This window comes from Candidatus Abawacabacteria bacterium, assembly GCA_016207805.1.
In the GTDB taxonomy this organism is placed as follows: Bacteria; Patescibacteriota; Gracilibacteria; order RBG-16-42-10; family RBG-16-42-10; genus JACQZO01.
The window spans coordinates 1-24,845 of sequence record JACQZO010000007.1 but is presented as its reverse complement, the minus strand read 5'-3'; the positions used below and the strand labels follow the sequence as shown (position 1 = coordinate 24,845).

The following is a 24,845-nucleotide window of genomic DNA, read 5'->3' as shown; positions in this document are numbered from 1 at the left end:
TTCGCTCTTAGCTCTACTTAGATGTCCATCATCTTCCGTTCCGCGCTGGCACGAGTAACTTTCAGAACAAGTTCCTGATTATCATCCTTGGCAATGCTTACGGCATGTTTATATTTACAGGTCTGGCATTGATGGATGATTTGGAAAACTGTTTTATGCGTATTGTAAATCACATCTACCGGGACCATGATTCCTTGGCATGTACTTTGCCTATCACCTGGTACTTGCAAATCTACATGCAGTGAATGTAGACATATGGGGCAATGGTTACGACAGTATCCGCCACCTCTTTTGGCTACTGGATTATGACAATTTTGACAGACAAAAGCTTCATCACGATGTGTCATCTTCATGTACTTGGAGATAAAGGTAGTTTACAATATAAATGTAGCGTATTTTTCGTTTCATGCCATATCTCTTCATTAGTACTGGACTTGCGATCATCTTCCTTGCAGTCTTGCTGCATTTTTTACGCCAGTATCATGCCGTCAAATTTGCTTTAAAGTTAGTATTTTTGCGTGTCACTGTACCGCGAGTAGAGGATGCCAAAGAACAAGAAAGAAGTAAGGACAAAGAAAAGGACTTCAAAGAAAGTGTCAGTATTATGGAGCAGTTACTAGTAAATCTTAGTAGTTTGCTCAAACATAAATGGTATCAAGTCTGGCAATATCCGGAAACACTTTCTTTTGAGTGGGTAGCCAGTAAACAACTCATGTACTTTTATATTGCAGTGCCTCGTGGTTTAGAAACCATAGTAGAGAAACAAATCACTTCTTATTATCCTGACGCTTCAATAGACACTTTGCCGGAGTATCCACTTTTCCAAAAGGGAATGGCAACTGAGAGTACTTTACTAGTATTCAAAGAACCTCACTATTTACCACTGAGGACTTATAGCCAATTGGAATCAGATCCATTGAATGCCGTAATTAATGCTTTCAGCAAATTAGGTGAAAGTGATTTAGCTAGCCTACAACTCACCGTTAGTGTGCCAAATAAAAGACGCGCCAAAAAGGGTAAGAAAGTAGCTAAAGATTTATTTCAAGGCAAGCCATTGCCCGGAAACTTTACCGTATTTAGTCCACTTAAAGCATTGTGGCATTTCTTTACCAGTATCAGCACTAGCAGTAGCAAAAGTGAGCCCAAGAGATTAACTCCCCGCGAAGAAGAAAAAGTAAAGTTAATTGAAGGCAAAGTAAATAAAACCGCTTTCTCAGCTAGTTTACGCATTGTGATTACCAGCACCACAGAAATCAATGCCAAGCTGCAAATGAAAAACATTTTGACTGCTTTGAATCAGTTTTCTAGTCCTGATCTCAATCGTCTAGTAAGTAAGAAGTATTTGGCCAAGAAAGATATTGAACGTTATTTTTTACTACGCCAATTACAACCAGGTAAAAGAAATCAATTAATAGTTAATACTGAGGAAGTGGCTAGTATTTTTCATTTACCAAATACGCGCTTCAATTCTAGCCCTGCTTTATTTTGGCAGTCATTCCGCATCGCTCCCGCACCAGCTGAACTACCTAAAGATGGTGTGCTATTGGGCTACAATGTCTACCGTGGTGAGATTAAGGAAGTACGCATTCAGCACTCTGATCGTTTCCGTCATTTTTACGTCATTGGGCAAACCGGTACTGGTAAATCAACCATATTACAAACCATGATTCGCCAAGATTTGCAGCTTGGTAATGGATTATGTGTAATTGACCCACACGGTGAACTTATTGAGGATATTTTGCCGTTTATTCCTAAATCTCGGGTGCAAGACGTGATTTATTTCAATCCAGGCGACACCGATCGGCCAATGGGCTTAAATATCTTGGAGGCTACTACTCCTGAAGAAAAAGATTTTATCTCCACTGAAGCTCTCAATATCATGATCAAGCTCTATGGGGAAGAAATATTCTCTCCCCGTTTGCAAGATTATTTTCGCAATGGTTGTCTTACCCTGATGGATGACCCAGAAGGTGGCTGTATCACGGACATTGTCCGTCTTTTCACCGATGACACTTGGCAATCTTTCAAATCAGCAAAGGTGCAAAATCCCATTGTAAAGTCTTTCTGGACAAAACAAATGGCTATGACTGGTGCTCGAGAAAAGCAAGAAATGATTCCTTACTTCGCCGCTAAATTTGGTGCCTTTATCACCAACACTTTGATGCGCAATATTCTCGGCCAGACTAAATCTGCCTTTGATTTCTCTGATGTGATGAATAACAAAAAAATCCTCCTGGTTAATCTTTGTAAAGGAATGGTGGGGGATTTTAATGCCAATCTTCTTGGTATGATTATTGTTGCCAAACTGCAAGTGGCGGCAATGAGAAGGGTAAGCGGGCCAAAAACAGATTTTTTTCTCTATATTGATGAATTCCAAAACTTCGTTACCGATAGTATCGAGACTATTCTTTCTGAAGCACGTAAATATCGCTTAGGTTTGATTATGGCCCATCAATTTATTCCCCAACTGATTCGTAACAAAAACGACACCAAAATTCGTGATGCTGTCTTTGGTAATGTGGGTACTATTCTCTCCTACAAAATTGGTGTCGATAGTGCTGAAGTTATTGGTAAAGAAATGGCCCCCGTATTTAGTGAACAAGACTTGCTGAACATTGGTGACTTCAAGGCTGCTCTCAAGCTATGCGTCAATAACAAACCAACTCGTCCCTTCACCCTTAATGTTATCAAACCTTGGGAAATTAGCGGTAAGGGTAATCCTCGTATTGCACAAGCCGTTAAAGAGCTTTCACGCCTAAAGTATGGAGTCCGCAAGGACTTCGTAAATCAAGAAATTCTAGCAAGAATTGGTGCATAAAGCTGTTTTATGCTTAAATAGTGACGACTTTTTTGCTTTACTTATGTTTGATACTAACAATCCTGTTCCGCCACCATCAGATCAATCAGGTTCTACCGGGCAAGGAAATGATTTTGGCGTCAATGTTCCTGGTACTACTAATACCGGTAGCAATCCGCCTGTGCCAGATCCAATGGCTCCATTATTTCCAGTAGGCAAAAGCCAAGACCCTCGAGATGATGAGTGTTTGTCTATTTTCTCTGATGAAGAAACCAAAGCCAAACATGCAGCTTTAGTAAATCATGCCATCGCTGCGAATAATCTGAAATACGATACTAAGCGTTTATTGGAATTAGTAGCAGGATCATACTCGCTTACCTATGCAGAGAAGATCTATTTCTTGGATATAGCAATTGGTCAAATCACTCAAGCACAAATAGATCAGTTGCTGCAGGTATTTGAAAGTGAACAGGTGCGCTTTGCTGAACTCCACAAAGAACACAATGCCAAAATGGCTGAAGTGCAAAAGAAATATGAAGCATCGCAAGCAGCCCTAAAGGATCCGTCAGTAGTTGCGCAAAAACAAGAAGCAAAACAAGCTGATGAAGCGAAAGTACAAGATATTTTGCAGAATCTTGATTAATTAAGAGCAAGTCGTTAGAATCCCTCCTGCGTATGGCATAAACTCTTATCCATTCGTAATTCGTAATTTGTAATTCGTAATTTCTATGTCCAAGGTATTTGATTTCATTACTAAAAATATTGTTTCGCCAACTATGCCAGCAATTAATGTTGGTGATGTAGTTAAAGTCTATCAAAAGATTGTTGAGGGCAAAAAGGAACGGGTGCAGATTTTTGAAGGCTTGGTCATCGCTAAGCATAATAAAAAAATTGTTCAGACCACTATTACTGTACGAAAAATTGCTTCTGGAGTAGGTGTAGAACGTATTTTCCCTTTGATTTCCAATAAGATTGAGAAGATCGAGGTAGTAAAATCTTCCAAAGTACGCCGAGCTAAGTTGTATTATATGCGTGGTTTAGTGGGCCGGGCTGCACGTTTGAAGGATGAGGTGGAGACAAATGTAGCTGCTTAAAGCATAATGTGGCGCGAGTTTGACTGGTGGCTTTTCTACAGTGCAGTTGTACTCAGTTTATTTGGGCTAGTTGTTTTAGTAGCTGGTGATAGCCAACAAAATCTTTTAGCAAGTACAGCATTTAGGCAAACGATATTTTTACTGCCTAGTATTGGACTTAGCTTGTATATTAGCCGAACGGAATACCGAACGCTCAGGATGCCAGCTTATATACTGTATGTAGTAGGCTTATTAGTATTAGTGTCGGTATTAGTGTTTGGAGTCGTGCGCAATGGTACTCGAGGTTGGTTTGATTTGGGCTTTGTTCAATTACAACCATCTGAGTTAGTAAAGATTCCTTTTATTTTAGCTTTGGCACGGTTTTGGAGCAAAAAGACATTTCATACTCTGAAAGATGTCGTGGTCTCCTTAATACTCCTTATCCCAGTACTTTTTTTAGTATTATTGCAACCTGATCTTGGTACCGCATTGAGTTTTGTTACCATATGGCTAATTATTGTTTTGGCACTTAATTTACCTTGGAAGCAGATTATTTACTTTTTACTTTTTGGCACGCTAATTGCTGCTATTTCTTTTGTCGCTTTGCTAAAAGTCGTCGGCCAAGATAGTTATCAATTTCAGCGCTTAGCAGTATATCCTGATCATTTACTTTTGCGCTCATTAAATCATCGTGATGCTGGCTATCAGGTAGATCAAGCAATTATTGCCATTGGTTCAGGTAAAGCCTTGGGGGCAGGTGTCGGTAGAGGCTGGCAAGCACAATTAAATTATTTGCCGGTCAAAGAATCTGATTTCATTTTTGCTAATATTGCTGAATCAATGGGCTTTTTGGGAGCCACGATACTGATACTACTTTTTGTGCTGTTTCTTTTCCGTACTATTCGCGTCGCCATGATCGCTCAAGACGCCTTTGGTAAATTGATGGCCACAGGTTTTCTCGGCATGTTTTTCTTTCATATGGTAGAGAATATCGGCATGAATATGGGCTTATTACCCGTTACTGGAGTGCCGCTTTCTTTTGTCAGTTATGGCGGTAGTCACCTAATAACCTCATTTATAGGCCTTGGCTTTTTGCAGAGCATCATCATGAGACACAAAAAAATCAAATTCTAAAGCCATTTCTCTTATTGACACTCATATCTGAGTATGCTTAGATGGCTTCGGTATGCTGAAAAAGCATATAAAATTCTAATCAAGCTACAATGTTGAAAGGAGGTGAATCACAATGTCAAAGTCAGATCTCATCAATGCTGTAGCAGCGCAAGCTAAGCTCAGCAAAACTGCAGCTGCACAAGCTGTAGCGGCTCTGTTGGATTCAGTTAGCAAAACTCTTGCTAAAGGAGGTAAAGTTACCATCACTGGTTTCGGAACTTTCATGGTTAGCAAGCGTAATGCTCGCGTAGGTGTAAACCCACGTAATCCAACTGAACGTATCAAGATCCCAGCTATGAAGACACCTCATTTCAAAGCTGGTAAGTCTCTCAAAGAAGCAGTACGTTAGTATTGTTTTCTCAGTTACTTCGAAGAAGGTCCTTGTCAGTGTGTGTTACAAGGACCTTTTTTGTTGGGTGAAATGAGGGAGGAGTAGCGAGATCATGAAGACGAAGACAAACACGAAGACTGAGACAAGGATTTGGGAAGTGGTACTTTTTAGCGACAGACTTGATCTCGAGTTGCTAAAGCTTCGGCTAAACGAATACGGCATTGACGATAAGTCGCACATTTAGATGATAGTACAGTAAGCATTCTAGGAATGCTTTGTTCAGCACGGCTAACCCCTATCATGCAAGTATCTTGTGGGTTTTGACGTATGCTTTCTCTACACTGTGCACGCATAGCAGCTAATCTTTCCTGTACACTGGCAATAAATTCTAATGTGCCTAAACAATGATTACGAGGCTGAGACTCCTCTCTCCCTACCTGGTCCAAGGTAGTAGCACATGCCGCACGTATTCTTGAAATGTTACTTTGTGCTTGAGCACACACATTCCTAGTAGCCACAGGTGCAGCTGTTACTAAATTTGGTTGATTTGCTACCGGCACTGATGTAATAGAAGCACATCCTAATACACTGAGCAAAGGTAAAGCTGCTGATAATTTAGACATAAATTAAAGTAGGAAAGCGATACTATACAACAGGATACATATTGTCAACAAAGCACCGTTTACCGAAGCCTCGGGGCCAGACGCTGATGGAGAAAACGCCAAATCACTTCAGCTATTGCAGCTCGTGTCATAGGATCATCTCTGCCCATGCTGCCATCTGGATGTGCATCTACTAAGTGATGCTGCTGAGCATATAAACCAACACCTTCATACCATTCTCCAGCAGGCACATCAGTAAAACTTGTACCTCGGGGTAAGTTATTAATATCAATACCCTGAGTTAATAAAAGCACTTTTAGTGTCTCGATTAAACTGACTATACGATCAATACGGAATTGGCCTCGAAAAGGACCATCTTGATAGCCACGGACAATTTCCATTTCCAGCGCTCTTAAAACATAACCAGCCTGAGGATGAAATCTTGATACATCTGGGAAAGGATCTCTAGTTACTGGAGAAGTAGGCTCAATATGAGCCGCATCCATTAAGATTTGTAACAACGCTCCTCTAGTGACGGCAACTTCGGGATGAAAAAGCCCATCTCTTTCGGGAATCATAATATTATTAGCGAGTACAAAACGTATAGCTGGTGCGTGGGGATGATTATCAGTAACATCAGGAGGTAAAGTAGCGGCTATTACCTGCCGGGTAATGGTTCTAGCAGGTACTTCTCCATGTGATTGGCAAGAAGTAAGTAAGGCCAAGGCTCCCGCTGCTAGTGATAATTTGCCGGCTGAATGCGTCACAGTTTTTTTCATATTCTTTACTTAGAGTAATAAATAGTATTTACTTTCTTAATTCAGTTATTGAATAGCCACGATCTAATAATGCACAAAATATCGGAAATGCTAAGAATATAGATTCATTATCAACTTGAGTTACTTGCTTACCATGCAACAGTTGATCAACAATAGCATGAAGCTCTCTTAAGCGGGCATAAGCAGCAGCAGTCTCAGGAGAATCAGCATATAACTCTAAATAAGCTTTTCTGGTATCTACAACCATAAAGTAACGAACAAAGTTGTTCATTATCTTGTGAATCCAATGAGGGATCGTCGCAATAGGCGGGGCTTTTTCAAGCTGAGCAGCTACTTCAGGCATAGCTCTTCTCAGTATGGCTAAACTTTCTGGCGTATTTACCTGCTCAATGCTTGCTACTTCAGCCACAATCTGTCGACGAAACCACAGTACCTCTAATTGTACTCTGGTTCTTAAACTAATTCGCATATCAGCCCAATCACTAGGAATACCAGCAAATTGCAGTAACCACTGAGGTAGAGTGGTAAAAAAGGATTCATCTTTACAATCATCTAACAATCCCTGCGTCACCACAGTAGATAGAGCTGCCCTTGCTTGATCACGCTCAGCTACAGAAAAAGCATCAGCAACCCTATCCCACAAAGCATCAATATCGGTCTTCATCGAAAAACTTAAGAAATTTACTGTACTACGATTTGAGAATATGTAAATAGCTCTGCTGTATATTGGTCTAAGCCGCTCAATTCCTAGTTCCTTCTTCCTCACTCCTTGAGCTCGCGAAAAGTACCACATATAAAAAGGGCTCCTAGGAATGAGGAACGAGGAATAAGACTTGCTCGCCTGGATTGGTGCGAGCTCGTATGGTCGGGGTAGCAGGACTCGAACCTGCGACTTCCTGCTCCCAAAGCAGGCGCTCTAGCCAACTGAGCCATACCCCGATAATGTGAGACTCTTGTTGAGATCTACTATTCCTCTTTCCTGGCTCCTATTTCCTTGAGGTCAGAAAGTCTTTTTGTAGACTACATCTTCCGGAAACAGGATCAAGGATCCAGACTCGGTCACAAGTGACCTCGTGGAGCGGGTAATGGGAATTGAACCCATCTCTACTGCTTGGAAGGCAGTCATAATACCGCTATACTATACCCGCAAATAGCAAGCCGATTATAACGAAGCAGCACGTAATTGCAATAGCAATAAACAAGTTTTTTGTAGTGACGAGCTAAGCAACTTTTTGGACGCGAATAACATAAAAATCTGGACAATTAAGAGCCTCTGCTTTGCGACTAAATTGCTCTAGAGTAGGATCTCGATGGGGATTTTCTTCCGCCTGAATAATTTTTCTATCTGGTAAGCCATCTATAACATTCACCATTCTATTAAACTCAGGTTTATTGTAGGTAGTAACCAATACCTCTTTTCCTAGAGCCAATCTTTGCCATGGCCATAAAAGCATCTTAAACCACATTTCTTGATCCCACGGACAAACTTCCGGATGTCTCATAATAAGCTGATTAATTACAGTAGGGTAACGTGCTAGAATATCTGGATGAGAAGCATCTGCACAAATGAAAGTTCTATTTGCGCCAGCACGATATTGTTCATTGTAGTCCTGTATCGCTCTCCAGTAATCGACAGAATAAACAGCCACCTGCTCACTTTTAACCGTAGCGGTTTCTTGCATATCCTTCACATCTGCACCATATCCACAACCGACATTGAGAATATTCCACAACAATACTCTCTCCTGCATATTGGTTTGATGTATGAACTCCAGTAATAGACGAAAAGCCCTTCTTCTCGCTAACTCTTTTTCAGTAACATCATATAATTGCTCCATTCCTCTGGGCGGTCCCAAAATATCCATGAATAAAATCAAGACCGCCTACTATAACCTAATTTTTCTTGAGAGCCAACCGACCTAGAGAGAAAAACAACGCGGTTTAGTAATAGTTACCGACTCAGATCTAATGACATTTGGGGCAGTGATTTCCAACCAAGCCGTATAGGCACCTTCTGGAGCATCTCGGGGAATAACCCAATCATATACCGGTAACAATACATATGGTGTTGAGCCAGGAGTGTACGTGACTGTTGCTGGTGTGGTGCTGACACCAGTATTAAATATCCAACGATATGTCACATCTCCACCAGCCGCGGGTTGTACCAAATATGCTCTACCAGCTAAATTATACGTATTATCCCTACCACAAACCCACCTAGTACCCCAACTTGGTTGATTGGCAGTAAAAAATGCTCTATCGACACGATGAGCAGCAGGGGCATGAGAAGATGCACATTGGGATACAATATGGATAGGACCGGAATTATGTGTCTGGCCATCAGGAGTAATGACAAAACGACGAACATAACGAACCCAATCAGTAGAAGTATTAGTATATTCTAATCTATTGCCCAAGATTGGGGATGAAGTAATACCTGCACTAAAAGTATAAGTGCCTTCCGTACTGCGATTACCAGTTTCATCCTCTACATAATAGCGAATGGTACCTGCTTGGCCATTGGTAGTAACGCTACCTTTAAAATTAAATGCTAATGTACTCGGACAGGTGGCAGAATATGATGCCGTACCAGAATAACCTAAACCTATGGCAGTAACATTCAGTGTTGTGCTACTAGAGGTTGGAGTAGGAGTCGGAGTGGGAGAAGGTGAAGCGCCACTGCTAGTACAATCAATGGCAAAGCCTTCATAACCTGAATCCGCCATATTACTGCCATCAGCATTATTTAAAACATGTAGTCGATAGGCAGTATGAACAGATGTATCCCAATTGGGATTCCAGTGCAAAGAAACTGAAGATTGGCCTGCGGGAATACCCAATACCTCAAAATTAGTCACATGTCCTCCACCAATTCTTTCCCAACGATAAGCAATATTACCAGCTAGACCATTAGTATTCACTATACCCACAAAACTTATCGGACTCCAGGCGGGACAAGGACCCATATAGTTAGCTGGCGATGGTGCCAACATAGAAGCAGAATTTACGCGGAAGCTACTACTTGCGGTAACTGTTGGTGTCGGAGTTGCAGAACTAGTTGGTGCAATTGGTGTTGGCAAGGGAGAGGTAGTCGCTGATGGTGTTGGCGTAATAGTAGTTGTTGGTGTTGGTGAGGGAATTGGAGAGCTAGGTAATAAATCTGGTCGGTATAGATAGAAACGATGCACCATTTCTGCCACTTGTCCTCGATTCATCATTTCGCTGGGACGTAATTGAGCGCCATCGAATAAATGTGCTGCCATGGCAAAACGGGCATATGGTTCGTACCAAACTCCTGCGGAAATATCAGCATAATTGCTACCACTAGTAGGTAAACTGGCCTCAACAATATTATTGGCTCTCAGCATAATTTTCAGTGCTTCTACTCGATTCACTGTTTGATCAGGACGGAACAGGCCATCAGGGTAACCACTGATTACTCCCAATGCTAAACCCCGATTAATATAGCCAAAGTACCAAGCACTCATAGGTACATCAGAAAAAGCTCCTCGGTCTAGATCTCCAGCTTGCACCGAATGTCCTGATGACAAAAGAATAATCTTCAAAAACTCAGCTCTTGTGACTGAACGATTAGGTTTGTAAGTACCATCCTCATAACCGTTGATTACACCACGATCACGCAAAAAATTAACTGCTGTATAATTGGGATGAGAAGAAGGCACATCAGGAAAATCGGCAGCACGGACATGAGGGAAGGCACTAAAAACTAGGAGAACGGCTACTATGGCCAAGAAGAATTTCTTCATAAATAAATAAAAATCGTAGAGATCCTAGCATAGGGGATCTAGATTCTGGAATACATTAGCTAACTTTATGCTTGCTATTCGCTTTTAGCTAGAGATTTGTTAGAGTGGCCCAAATTTTGCTTTATGGCTAAGAATGTCTGGCAAATCTATTTAGCTCATCTCCGACCTTATCGCACCCGCGCTTTAGCAACAGTGGCAATGATTGCTTTTGCAGAGACTATGAGTTCAGTGACTCTCTGGCAATTTTCTCGAGTGGTTGGCAACATGAGCACGAGCAGTTTCCCACTTGATAATTACCAATGGCAAACATTAGTTTGGCAATTAGTTACTGCCTTTCTCTGCTTGCTAATCTCATGGCTATCCTGGCGTTGTTCTGGGTTTCTGACGGCAAGCACATTGCCTCGAGTAGCGGAAGATTTGGAAAATACTGCATTTCAACATTTGTTAACCCAATCACAGAGCTTCTTCTTAGATAACTTTGCCGGCAGTTTAGTGAAAAAGGTACGGACTTTTTCTGCCGGATTTTACAATACAGCAGAAACTGTTTTGTGGCGCATCACCCCTTTACTGCTGGCACTATTATCGATGACGATTATTATTAGCTTCTACAAGCTATGGATCGGGGCAGCAATTCTTGGCGGTATCAGTTTCGTATTAGCTATGAATATTATCTTCTTTTATGTCAAAAGAGCGCTGGAAAATGCTCGAGCAGCAAAAGATTCAGAAGTAACGGGATTCCTGGCTGATATCTTGAGCAATCAGATGAACGTGAAGTTGTTTGCTGCTAGTGAACAAGAAAATCGTGCTTTTCAAAAGTTGAACCATGAAAAGAGTCTGTTGATGAGAGCTACAGTCTTTACCGCTGAAAAAAACTTTGTATTACAAAATGCTATCAATTTAACTGTTGAAGTAGTAATCCTTGGCACAGCTTTTTATTATTGGAGTATCAATCAACTAAGCTTGGGCGATTATGTCTTAATCCAAAGCTATGTCTTTTCCCTCATGACCAAGTTTTGGGACATTGGCAAAGTAGTAAAAGTTTTCTATACAGCTTGGGCCGACGGCAAGGAAATGACGGATATCTTAAATACTCCTGGTGAAATCCAGGATGTAGTGGCAGCTAAGGAATTACTTGTCTCCCAAGGAACTATCAATTTTACTAAATTGTCTTTTAGTTACCATGAGCGACCAGTTTTGAAGGACTTTACTTTGGCAATTACTGCGGGAGAAAAAATAGCTATTGTTGGTCCTTCCGGAGCTGGCAAATCTACTTTAGTAAAACTATTATTGCGATTTTACGATGTACCACAGGGAAGTATTACTATTGATCACCAAGATATCAAACAAGTGAGTCAAAAAAGTCTTTGGCAAAGCATCGCTTTTGTCCCTCAGGATCCTGTGCTTTTCCATCGCACATTATTTGAGAATATTCGCTATGGTACAACGGCATCTTTGGCTGAAGTACAAACTGCAGCCAAGCAAGCTTATTGTCATGAGTTCATTACTCAGCTGCCTAAAGGATATGATACTTATGTAGGTGAAAGGGGAATAAAGTTATCTGGTGGTGAAAGACAAAGAGTCGCTATCGCTCGAGCTATTTTGAAGAATGCTCCTATATTGGTACTTGATGAAGCCACCTCTAGTCTTGATTCTGAATCCGAGAGTTTAATTCAGGCAGCTCTAAAAAATCTTATGCATAATAAAACAACTATAGTAATTGCTCATCGTCTATCTACCATTATGCAAATGGATCGAATTGTAGTAATTGATAAAGGTCAAGTAGTAGATACTGGAACCCATCAATCACTCTTAAGCAGAGATGGTCTCTATCAAAAGCTCTGGTCTATTCAAGCAGGGAAATACAATTAAAACTACAAATAAAAAGAATTTTCTTCGATAACCAGTTCATGCTAAGCTGCCACTGGTTTTTCTATGCTATGCCAGATAACAAAATCATTCAGGTAAAAAACCTGAACAAAGTATTTAAGCTCAAACAAAAAAGCGCGGGTTTTGCTGCCGGGCTCCGATCTCTTTTCAAACCTGAGTATAAGGAAATTAAAGCCGTGGACAATATTTCTTTTACTGTCCAAGCAGGAGAAATAATTGCATTCATTGGTCCCAATGGTGCTGGTAAATCTACTACTATAAAAATGCTCAGTGGTATTCTTTTTCCTAGTAGCGGTGCAATCAATGTACTTGGCTTTGATCCAACCAAAAAGCGCCAACAATTAGCTTTTCATATTGGTTTGGTATTCGGTCAAAAGCCGCAATTGTGGTATCACTTGCCACCAGAAGATACTTATAATCTTTTTGCTAAGATCTATGAACTTGATGAAAAAGCTTATCAGGAGCGTTTCAAGTTTTTAGTCGATGCTTTTGAAATTAAAAATTTATTACGCACACCCGTGCGCAAACTCTCACTCGGTCAGCGTATGCGTTGCGAAATCGTAGCATCATTGCTTCATCGCCCCAAGATTATTTTTTTAGATGAACCCACTATCGGTCTAGATGTAATTGCTAAACAGCATATTCGTGATGTCATTAAGCACCTCAACAAAGAAGAGCAGGTGACTATCTTTCTCACATCTCATGATGCTGGTGATATTGAAGCGCTAGCCAGTCGCACTATTGTTATTAATCATGGCAAATTAATCTTTGACAATGCCACCGAAGAGTTAAAAAAGAAGTTTATTAAGACCAAAATAGTCGAATTGGTAACAGAGGGGAGTATCAAGAGTTTTAATTTTCAAGGAGGAAAAGTGGTGGAGCAAGGTAAGTTTAATTTGCGAGTAGAGCTTGATACCGCTACTAGCTCGATAGAAAAGTTATTAGCTTATGCAGTAGAAAACTTTTCGATCAAAGATATCAATATTTATGATCCACCAATGGAAGAAATTATTGCTGCTATTTATCGTGAACAGCAACTATGATTGCCGCATCTACCGCAAAACCTTTAGTGTCTAAATTATTTCTCAGAAAGAAATTAGCTAAATACTGGGCTCTTGTGCGAGCCAATATCAATAATAGTCTAGTGCATATTGTCCCTTTATTTAGTCGCACGGGATTAGTAATAATGCGTGTATGGGTACTCTCTTATCTCTATCTTGCCATATACCAGAGTTCTCACACTGACATCATTAACGGGTTCACTATACCCATGGTAATATGGGGCGTTATTTTTGCTCAGTCATTTCAAGCAGCTGCTCGACCACCGGTAGCTAAAGTGATTGAAGAAGAAATTAAATCTGGTGTCATTGCCTATTCTATTAGTAAACCCTATTCTTTTCTGCTGTTTCACTTAGCCTCTTTTGTGGGAAAAACTTTACCCTTATTAGTGGTAAATATTTTCATTGGCTGTTTTGTTGCTTGGCTTTTGGTGGGCATGATCTCAATACCAGCAACGACGCTATTATTGGCTACTTTGACAGTAATTCTGGGTTATTTGATTGAGTTTATTATTTTTCTCTTTATCGGTCTTCTCGCTTTTTGGCTTGAAGATATCACCCCAATACTATGGAATTATAATAAAGCACAACTTATTTTTAGTGGGCTGATTATGCCTGTGGCTTTTTTCCCTGAAGGTTTAAGAACTATTGTTGAATATTTACCATTTACTCAGATTTATTATGCCCCATCGCGCTTGCTAGTGAATTTTGACTGGGTAATCTTTTGGCATTACACCAGTATTCAACTGTTCTGGATTTTGTTTTTAGGTGTCGGCACCTATCTTTTTCTTCGTAAAGCAATCAAATATGTTTCTATTAATGGGGGTTAAATATCTTCGGCTATCAATAACCATGGCCAAGCTCAGTATTCTTTCCGCAATGGAATATACTACTTCATTTTGGGCTAAAATTATTGGTATGTTTTTTAATGATGTCGCCATCGGTACTCTTTGGTACATTATGTTTCTCAGATTCCCGGAAATTAATGGCTGGCATTTTGCAGATATGCTCACCTTATTTGCCTTAGTCACTACCCAAGCAGGAATAATGTTAATTTTTGCTGGAGGAGTACATCATATTGCCAAAACTATTATGATGGGCGAATTGGATTATTATTTATCATTTCCTAAGCCGGTATTGTGGCATTTGTGGAGCACGAGGACCGATATCGCAGCCATCGGCGATCTGCTTTTTGGTTTATTCATTTTCTTCTTTTTCAGAGGACCTTCACTTACAGATACTGTCATCTTTTTATTGATGGCACTACTTACTGCGGCAATACTGTTAAATATTATGACAATATTGCATACTTTTGCTTTTTATTTTCATGCCTTTGAAGAGGTAGTTCATCAATATTATGGTATTTTATTGGGCTTTGCCTTTGTGCCTCAATCAGTATTTACCGGTAGCATCAAAACACTGATGCAGACAGTATTTCCTATTTACTTTCTCATTACCTTACCAGCACAAATCATGCAGCAATGGAATTGGCACACTGTTGGAGTTTTGTTTTTATTTTGGTTCGGTACTTTTATATTCGCCCTTAAGTTCTTTAATCATGGGTTAAAACGTTATGAATCAGGAAACTTGATTAATGTCCGCATCTAGTACTATGACTACAGATCTTACTCATCTCTCGACCATAACTAATAAAATTGCTAAGTACTTTGCCGTCGGTAAAGTGAATGCCCGCAATAGTAAAATTCATTGGCCTAATATGTTTGCCCGGAGCATGGCTGTAGTTTTGCGGGTATGGCTTTTTGCCCAACTATATGAAGTAACTTATGCTGAATCAGGAGTCACTGTGATCAATGGCTTCACTGTAGCTATGGTGGTCTGGAGTCTTATGTTCGCTCAAAGTTTTGATAGTGCTAGTCGACCATCACCAAGCCAAGTAATTGCTGAAGAAGTGCAAAATGGTACGATCGCGTATTCTATGAGCAAGCCCTACTCTTATATTTCTTTTCATCTATGGGCTACAGTGGGACGTACGCTACCAGTGCTACTATCCAACCTCATTATTGGCTCCTTAGTTACTTTCATTCTGGTAGGCATGACTTCCATTACTTGGCAGGGGATGCTCTTGGGTAGTATCAATTTGCTGCTAGGTTATATTCTAGACTTTTCTATCGCCTTGATGATCGGTTTATCTGCGTTGTGGCTAGAAACTGTGGCTGGTTTGGTCTCAATTTATCACAAAGCTCGCTTGGTTTTCAGCGGACTTATTGTGCCAGTAGCCTTATTTCCCGACTTTTTTCAAAAACTTATCTTGCTTTCACCTTTTAGCCAAATTTATTACAGCGCAGCTAAGCAAATTGTCCACTTTAGCTGGGATGATTTCTTTTTTTCCCTATCTTTACAAATCTTTTGGATAATCACTTTTATTACTATTAGCTACATCATGTTTTCTTATAGTTTACGCCGTTTATCTGTTAATGGTGGCTAAATATGAAAAAGTTTCTTACTAAACTGCAACTTTATTATCGTCTCAGTGTTTACATGCTCAAGAGTGCCTTACTTTCAGCCATGGCTTATCGCAGTGCCTTTATCATGCAAATCGTCAGTATGATTATCAATGATGTATTTTTTATCATTCTTTGGGGATTATTTTTCAGTCAATTCCCTTCAGTCCGAGGCTGGGACTTTCAAGATAATATGGTCATGCTGGCCGCAGCCAATATCAGTTTCGGCGCAATATTTTTCATCTGTGGTAATTGGCATTTTTCCAAGTCCATTAGCCAAGGAGAATTAGACTATTATCTTACTTTTCCCAAAAGTGTTTTATGGCAATTGCTTCTAAGTAAAACTGATATATCCGCTCTAGGTGATATTATTTTTGGTATTGTCGTCTATGCCCTATGGGGAGACTTATCATTGCTTGGCATCACGAAGTTTATGATAGTTAATCTACTCAGTTTCGGCATTGTCTTGAACTTTCTGATTATTACTCAATCTCTTGCTTTTTATCTCGGGCATTTTGAAGAAGCGGCTCAACAATTACTTTATTTAGTTTTCGGCTTTAGTCTCTATCCGCAAAATCAGTTTTATGGCGGACTAAAAGTGATTATGATGACTATAGTGCCAGCCTTTTTTATTATTTCTTTACCAATGAAGTTTTTACAAACTAATGATTGGAGCATACTTGCTATTCTAACTGCTTTTTGGCTATTTACTGCTCTGCTTGCTAAGCTAGTATTCTCTCACGGTTTAAAACGCTATGAATCCGGCAACTTAATCAATGTGCGCTTATAGTTTGCCAAGCGGCTAAAAAAAATGTTAAACCAATTCCGCACTGTGCATTACGAACTAGGTACTATGTCCATGTTTTCTCGCCTTTACTATCTCCTGCTCACATTTACTACTTTTTGTGCACTCTTGCTTTTGGGCGCTAGAATGTTTGAAGGAATTTGGCTATTAGAAATTGGCATCAGTTTTCTCCCCTTGGTAACACTGCTCTTGGCCATGCTCTTTATTGTTACCTTCATGGCCACCACTCTTTATTTTAGCCAGTTACCTCAAGAAAGCAGATCGATACGAAGGCTCGGGATTGGTGTTGTTTTATTGTTCATCTTCAGTAGTTTAATTCTGAGCACTATTCAGGTCACCAGCGCTTTAGACAATACTGTCTTGGCGCAAGAAAGAGATCTAAACAAAGACAGTAGCAATTACCTGAGCATCGGTTTTTTTAATAAATTTTATTACAATTACCAACACCTACCGATCATCGAGGCAGTTGCCAACAATAGTTTAGATATTCTGGGCATGGCAGAAATTAGTGAAAGTAGTTATCAAGCCTTAAAAGAGCAAATTAATTTACCTTTTAGCTACTACCACGATTGTCATTGTCAATTTAATTCTGGTGATTCAGTAGCTGTCTTTAGTCGCTTCCCTTTAAGTGATATCAAAACCGATGGTATCGCTAGCACTGGCATGATTGAGGCAACAGCAGAATTATCAGGCTCAGAAAAAGTTAAACTGCTTGTGATCCATCCAGATGCCCCGATGTCTCCCTTCTATTTGAATAGGAGAAATATGTTACTCAAAAAATTAGATATACTCTTGCAAAATTATCGTGAGCAAAAAGTAATAGTAATGGGGGATTTCAATCTCTCTTCATGGTCACCAACCTTCACAAAATTGCTGACCATGAACCCATTCCTGAAAGATAGTGCTAGAGGATATGGTCTACTCAGCACTTGGGGACCATATTTTATTCGCACCAAGATTGACCATATTTTAGTTTCTCAAAACATCGCGGTGAGCAACTTTGCTACTATTGGCATTGAGGGATCTGATCACCTTATGATCAAAGCCGAATTGAGATTACCAATGAACATACAAAGGTTCGAATAGCATTCTGTAATTTAAATATGGAAGGAAAGTTACAAACGCACAATCAAGAAATTAGTTATACACTCAAAAAAAGCGTAAGAGCCAAAAGAGTACGAATTACAGTCAAACACAATTTGGCAGTAGTTGTGACCATGCCCCGTTGGGCATCTCTTAGCAAAGGTGAAGAAGCTATTCATGCTCATAGCAAGTGGATTTTGGCTACTGTAGAAAAGTTCAAAAAAACTATTACTTTACTGCCTGATCATGAAAGGTGGCAAGAGTACAAAGAACAAGCCTTACTGTTGGTAAAGAATATTATCACTCAGTATCAGTCTATTTACCCGTATCAGCATAATCAAATCAGTATCAAGAATACCGCAGCTCGATGGGGGAGCTGTTCTACTAAGAAAAATCTCAATTTTAATTACCGTATTATTTTTCTACCAAGAGAATTGGCGGAGTATGTAGTTGTTCATGAGTTATGCCATCTAAAAGAGATGAATCACTCAAATAAATTTTGGCAATTAGTCGCGCATACTTTTCCTGGGCATCGGAAATTACGTAAGCAGCTACACGAGTACACCTATTAATATCGGGTTACTTTGTGCTGAAAAGCATCGTAGTTTGTATACAATTCTGCTTGAATACCAAAGCTTTTAGCACCGGCAATATTTTCTGGATCATCGTCCCAAAGCACCATTTCTTCTTTAGTTACATGTGGCAACTGCTCTAATACTGCTGAAAAGTACTCAGCATGAGGTTTCTTGTGCCCTACATATGCTGAAGAAAATATCTGAGGAAATAGTTGACCAAAATTCATATGCTCAACCATATAATCCGTCCGATACTTTTCTTGATTAGTAGACAAAAAACATTCTATTCCCCGACTTTTCAGATCCTTGATCTGAGCAACCACCCGTTCATCAATATAATGTTCACTCTTAAACCATAATGCCAATAAGTCTTCCACAGAACCAGACCATTGCCACTGCTCTAGATAAGGTAATAACTGTTGCTTGAGATCAGCTTTACCTACTAAACAGGGCCCGAAAGCTTCTTGCCAAAAAAGCACCACAGTAGCCAAAGGCAAACCAAGCCTTTCCGCCAATACTTCGCTAAACAACCGAGGTTTATTGATAATCACCCCATCCGCATCAAAAAGAATTGCTTTGATCATACGTAATTTTCAGACTTGCCCATTTTACAGGCAACCATTTAATTAGCAATAATTTCTCATCCTTTTTCTTATAAAGTACTAACAATCTATTTGCACAATTCCTTTACTTCTATTAATTTGATGCCTTAACAATAAAACCATGTCCCCAATGACTGCCGAATCTCAGCATAATAAAAGCTTTCTTGCCCATGTTGGCGCAGGACTATTGCCCATAATCGAGCGAGCGAAGCCTGAACTACGCGCTGACATAGGAGCTATTGTTGCGGACACACTAGCAAGACCAGGCAATCCTAGAAGTAGAAAAGCGACTGAGCGCATTGTCCGTGAGTTGCGCCTAAGTATGGAGGGGAATATGGCATTTGTTATTGCAGCGGGGGCACTGGCTCCTCATATTAAGGATCCCAGGTTAGTAACAATCGATCGCCAAGTAGTGCTTGGTGCACCTAATTTCGCAGCGACAGACAGAGTGACTAGCCGTTGGGCCCTCGTTTCAGGATCCTTTCCTGTTTGTAGTTCAAGGCATACCCAAGCAGCATGTAGACAAGATGATCTAGGTAACATTGAACCGGTACTACATACCACAATTGAGGGTGAACAAACATCCGTGAGAAAGGCTCGTTTAGCACTATTTGCTATATTGGCAGAAATTGGCTTGAGGCCCAGAGAAAGTGGCGCCGCTGTTTGCTATTTAGTACCCAAAGCAGAGGTGACTGAGTACACACCACCAGTACTAGTTACCGAATGGAAATTAAAAAGTAATTAAATCACCTAATTAAAATATCCATGTCAGCACCTATCTCTGTCCCCTCAATAGAAACTCAAAATGAAGTGTTTTTAGAGGTACTTACTAATAAACAACTGGCTCTGGCAGGAAAACATCTTGTAGGTACAGTGAGACGATGTTTAGATACTCATCTGCATGGGAGCCATGTTGATGATATCAAAAGTAAATTGCGAGAACTTCCTCCATTTGATAGCACAGGTCAACAACCGCTAACACTGGAAATGGTTCGCTTGATGATGGCCGGAAATGAGGGATTTTTGCCCGTATTAGTACCATTGGTTACTCATTTCACTCAGCAGTGCCCATTAGGACTAACGCAAATAACCCGAACCGACAGAGGTACTACTACCATGAGAATAGCCTTACATAGCAAAGTCATTCGTGAAGCAACCGATGCTCAATTGTTTCAGATTACTACCAATATGAATTGTGGCCCAGCAGATGCTCTAGTACAAACTACATATCGAGGTTCTCCCGATGGAACACTAGGCGATAGTGGAAAAGTATTCGATATTTTATATCATGTTGGCATCGATAGAAGACAAATCTCAGATCGAACTGTTGCTATACAGCAAACTACTGTAAAACAATGGGAATTAACTTTCAGAACCTAAGCATTGTATAAATTTTAGCTGCTGATAATCTAAGTGCAGTTATCATTACTCATGCCCATTGCTCTTATTACCGGCTCCTCAAGTGGTATTGGTAAAGTCACAGCTAAGCTTTTTCAAGCAAAAGGTTGGCAAGTAATTGCTACCATGCGCTCTCCAGAGAAAGAAGAGGAATTGAAGCAGGTATCGAATGTGGAGATCAAGAAATTGGATGTTACTAATAGTACTCAAATAGAACAGACAGTAGCAGAAATAGTCGATAAGTATCAGCGTGTAGATGTGCTCATAAACAATGCTGGCTATGGCCTCATTGGTCCCTTCGAATCGGCAACGAACAGTGAAATAGAACAGCAATTTCAAACCAATGTTTTTGGTCTTATGCATATGTGTCGTGCAGTATTGCCTGCCATGCGTAGGCAAAAAAATGGCACGATTATCAATATCTCTTCTATGTTGGGCAAAATCGCATTACCTTTTCATAGCTTATATACTGCTTCCAAGTTTGCGGTAGAGGGTTTCTCTGAAGCATTGCAATACGAGATCAAGCAATTTGGTATCAGAATTAAATTAGTAGAACCAGGCTCCACTAGCACAGATTTTTTCAGCCGCTCACTGATCACTACCGATATTCACAAAGTACCTGAATACAAAATATTATATGAGCAGCTCATGAAAAACAGTGAGTCCTGGAATGATGCTGATCCCAGCATTGTCGCTCAAGTAATTTACCAAGCGGCCACAGACAATAAGCAAAAATTACGCTACCCAGTAGGCAAAGACTCCAAAAGACTATTACGCCTACGCCACTTCATCCCCGAGCAACTATGGCACTATCTCATGGATAAGTTTCTTCTCCATTAACTCCTTACTCATATCATTTGTAATTCGTAATTCGTAATTTGTAATTTCCCTAAACTTGCAGTACTATAGCCGCGCTTTTTAAGTGTTTAAAAGTATTTTATGGGTAATTCAATTTCATTAGCCGCTAACAAGCGTGACGTCATCGGCAAGAAGGTCAAAGATCTTCGGGCAAAAGGTATTATTCCAGGTGTAGTGTATGGTCATGGTAATCCTACTGATCATATTGAACTCAATGCAAAAGAGTTTACTAAAGTGTTTAAAGAGGCTGGTAGCAACACCATCGTAGACTTAACCGTTGATGGTAAGGCCGTAAAAACAATTATTTACGAAGTAACTTTTGATCCTACCAGCGAAGCTCCTCGCCATGTAGATTTTTATCGGGTAAAGATGAATGAAAAGTTAACTACCACTGTACCTTTGAATTTTGTTGGCGAATCTGCTGCAGTACGCACTTTGTCTGCTATTATCGTCCACAATAAAGACGAATTGGAAATCACTTGTCTCCCAGCCGATCTTCCTCATGAGATTCAAGTAGATATTAGCAAGTTAGCTGAAATCAATGACATGATTCATGTAAGCGATTTGACTATCCCCGCAAATGTAGAAGTAAGTGAAGATCCAGAAACAGTTATCGCTCAAGCGATTCTACCAAAAGAAGAAGTGATTGAGACACCAGCAGCTCCTGCTGAAGGTGAAATGCCTGCTGAAGGCGCGGCTCCAGTTGAAGGTGGTGAAGCAGCTCCTGCTGAAGGTGGTGAAGAGAAGAAGGAATAGTGCGAAATTCGAAATGCGAAGTGAACAGTGGGATAACACACTCATAGTTAGTAATCAGTAATTTTATTCTATGGCTCATGATCAAGCTCAAAATCAACAACAGCAGCAACAGCAAAATGTAATTAATGTACAGGTAAAGGACGAGATGCAAGCTGGAGTGTATGCTAATGCTGCATCGGTTAGTGTCAAAGAAAATGATATCTTAATTGATTTCGGTTATATTTTGCCTGGTGTAAATCCCACTACTATCAAAGTAATGGCCCGTGTTAATTTGAGTCATGTAACTGCAGAGCAATTCTTAGGTGTATTTCAAAATGCACTTTTAGATTTTAGAAATCAGAAGAAAGAGCAGAAGAATTAGGAGTGCTGAGTGCTGAATTGAAAAGCTTAGGGAAAAGACCTAGGCTTTTTTTGTTTGATCATAGTTCAGAATTCTGACTTCTTGTGCTAGAGTGCTTGCGCTATTTACGCTGATTTTGTATGGCAGAATTAACTATGGATACCCTCGTTTCACTTTGCAAACAAAGAGGATTTGTTTTCCCTGGTTCAGAGATTTATGGCGGTCTGGCTAATGCTTGGGATTATGGTCCCTTGGGCGTAGAATTGAAAAATAATATTGCTCAAGAATGGTGGCGATTCTTTGTCCGTAGTCGCCAAGATATGGTTGGTATTGATGCCGCAGTATTAATGAATCCTAAAGTATGGGAGTCATCGGGACATGTGGCGAACTTTAATGATGCTCAAGTAGACTGTAAGAGCTGTAAGTCACGATTACGCGCTGATCACTTAATTGAAAATGCTTTAGAAGGTGTAAAAGTTGAGGGCTTAAGCCTAGAAGATCTTGATAAGTTAATCTTGCAAAATAAAATCGCTTGTCCCAAATGTGGTGAACATAATTTTACTGAATGCCGAGTATTCAACTTACTTTTTAGAACATTTATTGGCCCGGTGAGTAAAGATGCTGAAACTGTTTATCTGAGAGGTGAGTTAGCCCAATCAATGTTCACCAATTTCAAAAATGTTCTCAATACATCTCGCAAGAAAGTCCCATTTGGAATAGCTCAAATAGGTAAAGTATTCCGCAATGAAATTACTCCAGGAAATTTTATTTTCCGCACATTGGAGTTTGATTTGATGGAATTCGAATATTTTATCCATCCTTCTACCTGGGAAACAACCTTTGAGTATTGGCTAGCAGAAATGAAACGTTGGGTAGAGCATATCGGCATTGATACCAAGAGAACTAGAGTGCGAGAACACACTCAAGATGAGCTTTCTCATTATTCCAAGAGAACGGTTGATATTGAATTTGAAACTCCTTTTGGTTGGAAAGAGCTTTTTGGTTTAGCTTATCGTACAGATTTCGACCTCAAAAATCACATGGAGAAAAGTGGTGAGGACCTACAATACTTTGATCCTTTTACTAATGAAAAGTTCATTCCCCATGTAGTGGAACCTACTTTCGGTCTCACTCGCACCTTTCTTATGATCCTGCTCAGCAGCTATCATGAAGAACAATTGGCAGGCAAAGAAGGGGAGGATTCTAGCCGAGTGGTGCTAAAATTAAATCCCCGCATTGCCCCCTATAAAACAGCGATATTACCTTTAAGTAATAAGCTTACCGAGCAAGCCCAAAAAGTTTGGGCTTTAGTGAAAGATACCTATAATAGCGATTTCGATACTTCGGGCTCTATCGGTAAACGTTATCGTCGCCAAGATGAAATCGGCACGCCCTATTGTATTACAGTAGATTTCGAAACTGCCAATGACAACAAAGTAACCATTCGAGAAAGAGATAGTATGAAACAAGACAGAATAGCTATCGACCAGGTAGCAACTTACTTAAAAGAACATCTAGGCTTCTAGAAATTCTCCGGCTTGCCTCATCTTAGCTCTCAGCTCTTCGCTCTTAGCTCTACCTCATGGATATTCTCCTCGCCACCTCCAATCCCGGCAAAATTAATCGCTATGCTGAATTATTAGCGCGTCTCAATCCTAATATCAGACTATTAGTTCCCGCTGATGTTGGCATAGATGATATTCGGGTACAAGAAACAGGTGTGAATGAAGTGGAAAATGCTAAATTGAAAGCAAAAGCCTATTGGGAAGCTTTAGCTACTGACAAAAAGATGCCTTGTTTAGCAGGGGACACCGGTACTTATTTGGAGAATGTGCTGCCAGATGAACAACCGGGTATGTATAGTCGCCGTATCAGTGGTGCCGGTGATAGTTATTCTCTAGACGGTGACGAAACCATGGCCAAACACTATCAAGCTCTTTGTCATAAATATGGTGGTAAAATTCCTGGCTTCTACCTAGACGGTCACTGTATCTATGAACAAGATCACTGGATGACGATGCAAAATAAAAGATTTTTTGTCCTTACTGAAAAAGTGGTAGGACCAATTAGCAAAGGCTTCCCCATGTTAAGCATGATCCAAGGAAAAATCACTGGGAAATATATCAATGAAATGAGCCATGAAGAATATCTGCAAGAGATGTCTCCTGTCAGCGATGCTCTCAAGTTATTGTTAGCATCTCTTCAGTAAACGAATGATTAGGCTGAATATTCATAGTCTTGCTTACCAACGCATGACAAATCAGCTAAAGCTCACTACCTACACCTTCATTGTCATACCAAACTAGATTTGGTATCCAGCAGGGACAATAGTGCTCCAAAGTGACAGGTAATTTGAGGGTGATATTGTCCTAGCTGGATACCGGATCAAAGTCCGGTATGCCAGTTAAAGGGCGCAGTCAAGAAGGAAATGCAATGGTAGAGGAGTAGGGTCGGTTGGATTTAAGCACAGCAAAAGCAATAGTGAGCAATTTTCTCGCA

27 protein-coding genes and 2 tRNA genes are annotated in these 24,845 nt (G+C 40.2%); 20 read left to right on the top strand and 9 right to left on the bottom strand.

The window, feature by feature from the left end; all coding sequences use genetic code 11:
- Positions 1–17: 17 nt before the first annotated feature.
- On the bottom strand, positions 18–353 hold the full coding sequence (locus HY817_01765) for an RNHCP domain-containing protein (protein ID MBI4835964.1): 336 nt from the start codon (positions 351–353) through the stop codon (positions 18–20).
- A gap of 53 nt (positions 354–406) precedes the next feature.
- On the opposite strand from HY817_01765, the gene HY817_01760 reads away from it, so the two are divergent.
- From HY817_01760 to HY817_01740, 5 genes are all read left to right on the top strand, one after another.
- Positions 407–2,818 carry an ATP-binding protein gene (locus HY817_01760; protein MBI4835963.1) on the top strand — a complete coding sequence of 804 codons (2,412 nt, stop codon included), beginning with the start codon at positions 407–409 and terminating at the stop codon, positions 2,816–2,818.
- A 43-nt stretch (positions 2,819–2,861) separates the two neighbouring features.
- On the top strand, positions 2,862–3,440 hold the full coding sequence (locus HY817_01755) for a hypothetical protein (GenBank protein ID MBI4835962.1): 579 nt from the start codon (positions 2,862–2,864) through the stop codon (positions 3,438–3,440).
- Between the two features lie 85 nt (positions 3,441–3,525).
- Positions 3,526–3,891 (top strand): 50S ribosomal protein L19, encoded by a 366-nt coding sequence (gene rplS / locus HY817_01750; protein MBI4835961.1) that lies wholly within the window; start codon positions 3,526–3,528, stop codon positions 3,889–3,891.
- Positions 3,892–3,897: 6 nt separating this feature from the next.
- Positions 3,898–5,004, top strand: coding sequence for a rod shape-determining protein RodA (locus HY817_01745; protein ID MBI4835960.1), 1,107 nt, complete (start codon positions 3,898–3,900; stop codon positions 5,002–5,004).
- Positions 5,005–5,116: 112 nt separating this feature from the next.
- Positions 5,117–5,392: an HU family DNA-binding protein gene (locus tag HY817_01740; GenBank protein MBI4835959.1), complete on the top strand. Its 276-nt coding sequence runs from the start codon at positions 5,117–5,119 to the stop codon at positions 5,390–5,392.
- 149 nt (positions 5,393–5,541) lie between these two features.
- Here HY817_01740 and HY817_01735 read toward each other — a convergent pair whose 3' ends face one another.
- The 7 genes from HY817_01735 to HY817_01705 all read right to left on the bottom strand — a co-directional run bounded on the left by HY817_01735 (position 5,542) and on the right by HY817_01705 (position 10,522).
- A complete protein-coding gene (locus tag HY817_01735) occupies positions 5,542–5,997 on the bottom strand; it encodes a hypothetical protein (GenBank protein MBI4835958.1) in 456 nt (151 codons plus the stop codon).
- Positions 5,998–6,056: 59 nt separating this feature from the next.
- Complete coding sequence (locus tag HY817_01730; GenBank protein ID MBI4835957.1) at positions 6,057–6,755, bottom strand: S-layer homology domain-containing protein; 699 nt, start codon at positions 6,753–6,755, stop codon at positions 6,057–6,059.
- A gap of 28 nt (positions 6,756–6,783) precedes the next feature.
- Positions 6,784–7,419 (bottom strand): hypothetical protein, encoded by a 636-nt coding sequence (locus tag HY817_01725; GenBank protein ID MBI4835956.1) that lies wholly within the window; start codon positions 7,417–7,419, stop codon positions 6,784–6,786.
- 198 nt (positions 7,420–7,617) lie between these two features.
- Positions 7,618–7,694: transfer RNA gene (locus HY817_01720), tRNA-Pro, on the bottom strand.
- Positions 7,695–7,829: 135 nt separating this feature from the next.
- A tRNA-Gly gene (locus HY817_01715) sits at positions 7,830–7,903 on the bottom strand.
- Positions 7,904–7,975: 72 nt separating this feature from the next.
- Positions 7,976–8,620, bottom strand: coding sequence for a hypothetical protein (locus HY817_01710; GenBank protein ID MBI4835955.1), 645 nt, complete (start codon positions 8,618–8,620; stop codon positions 7,976–7,978).
- A gap of 54 nt (positions 8,621–8,674) precedes the next feature.
- Positions 8,675–10,522: an S-layer homology domain-containing protein gene (locus tag HY817_01705; GenBank protein MBI4835954.1), complete on the bottom strand. Its 1,848-nt coding sequence runs from the start codon at positions 10,520–10,522 to the stop codon at positions 8,675–8,677.
- A gap of 123 nt (positions 10,523–10,645) precedes the next feature.
- Here HY817_01705 and HY817_01700 point away from each other — a divergent pair, with 123 nt between their 5' ends.
- The 8 genes from HY817_01700 to HY817_01665 all read left to right on the top strand — a co-directional run bounded on the left by HY817_01700 (position 10,646) and on the right by HY817_01665 (position 18,389).
- Positions 10,646–12,391, top strand: coding sequence for an ABC transporter ATP-binding protein (locus tag HY817_01700; protein ID MBI4835953.1), 1,746 nt, complete (start codon positions 10,646–10,648; stop codon positions 12,389–12,391).
- Positions 12,392–12,459: 68 nt separating this feature from the next.
- A complete protein-coding gene (locus tag HY817_01695) occupies positions 12,460–13,452 on the top strand; it encodes an ABC transporter ATP-binding protein (protein ID MBI4835952.1) in 993 nt (330 codons plus the stop codon).
- Positions 13,449–14,297, top strand: a complete 849-nt coding sequence (locus HY817_01690) for an ABC-2 family transporter protein (GenBank protein MBI4835951.1) — start codon at positions 13,449–13,451, stop codon at positions 14,295–14,297. The genes HY817_01695 and HY817_01690 overlap by 4 nt, the downstream gene beginning before the upstream one ends.
- A gap of 22 nt (positions 14,298–14,319) precedes the next feature.
- Positions 14,320–15,075 (top strand): ABC-2 family transporter protein, encoded by a 756-nt coding sequence (locus HY817_01685; GenBank protein ID MBI4835950.1) that lies wholly within the window; start codon positions 14,320–14,322, stop codon positions 15,073–15,075.
- A gap of 4 nt (positions 15,076–15,079) precedes the next feature.
- Positions 15,080–15,913, top strand: a complete 834-nt coding sequence (locus tag HY817_01680; protein MBI4835949.1) for a hypothetical protein — start codon at positions 15,080–15,082, stop codon at positions 15,911–15,913.
- A gap of 2 nt (positions 15,914–15,915) precedes the next feature.
- A complete protein-coding gene (locus tag HY817_01675) occupies positions 15,916–16,719 on the top strand; it encodes an ABC-2 family transporter protein (protein ID MBI4835948.1) in 804 nt (267 codons plus the stop codon).
- 63 nt (positions 16,720–16,782) lie between these two features.
- Complete coding sequence (locus HY817_01670; GenBank protein ID MBI4835947.1) at positions 16,783–17,820, top strand: endonuclease/exonuclease/phosphatase family protein; 1,038 nt, start codon at positions 16,783–16,785, stop codon at positions 17,818–17,820.
- A 17-nt stretch (positions 17,821–17,837) separates the two neighbouring features.
- The gene (locus HY817_01665) at positions 17,838–18,389 is read left to right on the top strand and encodes a M48 family metallopeptidase (protein MBI4835946.1); all 552 of its coding nucleotides are present in this window, start codon (positions 17,838–17,840) and stop codon (positions 18,387–18,389) included.
- Here the strand turns inward: HY817_01665 and HY817_01660 are convergent.
- Positions 18,386–18,976 (bottom strand): HAD hydrolase-like protein, encoded by a 591-nt coding sequence (locus HY817_01660; protein ID MBI4835945.1) that lies wholly within the window; start codon positions 18,974–18,976, stop codon positions 18,386–18,388. The genes HY817_01665 and HY817_01660 overlap by 4 nt on opposite strands.
- A 139-nt stretch (positions 18,977–19,115) precedes the next feature.
- On the opposite strand from HY817_01660, the gene HY817_01655 reads away from it, so the two are divergent.
- The 7 genes from HY817_01655 to HY817_01625 all read left to right on the top strand — a co-directional run bounded on the left by HY817_01655 (position 19,116) and on the right by HY817_01625 (position 24,555).
- Positions 19,116–19,739: a hypothetical protein gene (locus tag HY817_01655; GenBank protein MBI4835944.1), complete on the top strand. Its 624-nt coding sequence runs from the start codon at positions 19,116–19,118 to the stop codon at positions 19,737–19,739.
- A gap of 20 nt (positions 19,740–19,759) precedes the next feature.
- Positions 19,760–20,374 carry a hypothetical protein gene (locus HY817_01650; GenBank protein ID MBI4835943.1) on the top strand — a complete coding sequence of 205 codons (615 nt, stop codon included), beginning with the start codon at positions 19,760–19,762 and terminating at the stop codon, positions 20,372–20,374.
- A 51-nt stretch (positions 20,375–20,425) separates the two neighbouring features.
- Complete coding sequence (locus tag HY817_01645; GenBank protein MBI4835942.1) at positions 20,426–21,232, top strand: SDR family oxidoreductase; 807 nt, start codon at positions 20,426–20,428, stop codon at positions 21,230–21,232.
- Positions 21,233–21,331: 99 nt separating this feature from the next.
- On the top strand, positions 21,332–22,006 hold the full coding sequence (locus HY817_01640; GenBank protein MBI4835941.1) for a 50S ribosomal protein L25: 675 nt from the start codon (positions 21,332–21,334) through the stop codon (positions 22,004–22,006).
- Positions 22,007–22,076: 70 nt separating this feature from the next.
- Positions 22,077–22,367: a DUF3467 domain-containing protein gene (locus HY817_01635; GenBank protein ID MBI4835940.1), complete on the top strand. Its 291-nt coding sequence runs from the start codon at positions 22,077–22,079 to the stop codon at positions 22,365–22,367.
- A gap of 119 nt (positions 22,368–22,486) precedes the next feature.
- Complete coding sequence (locus HY817_01630) at positions 22,487–23,872, top strand: glycine--tRNA ligase (GenBank protein MBI4835939.1); 1,386 nt, start codon at positions 22,487–22,489, stop codon at positions 23,870–23,872.
- A gap of 56 nt (positions 23,873–23,928) precedes the next feature.
- The gene (locus tag HY817_01625; GenBank protein ID MBI4835938.1) at positions 23,929–24,555 is read left to right on the top strand and encodes a non-canonical purine NTP pyrophosphatase; all 627 of its coding nucleotides are present in this window, start codon (positions 23,929–23,931) and stop codon (positions 24,553–24,555) included.
- The last annotated feature ends 290 nt before the right edge of the window (positions 24,556–24,845 follow it).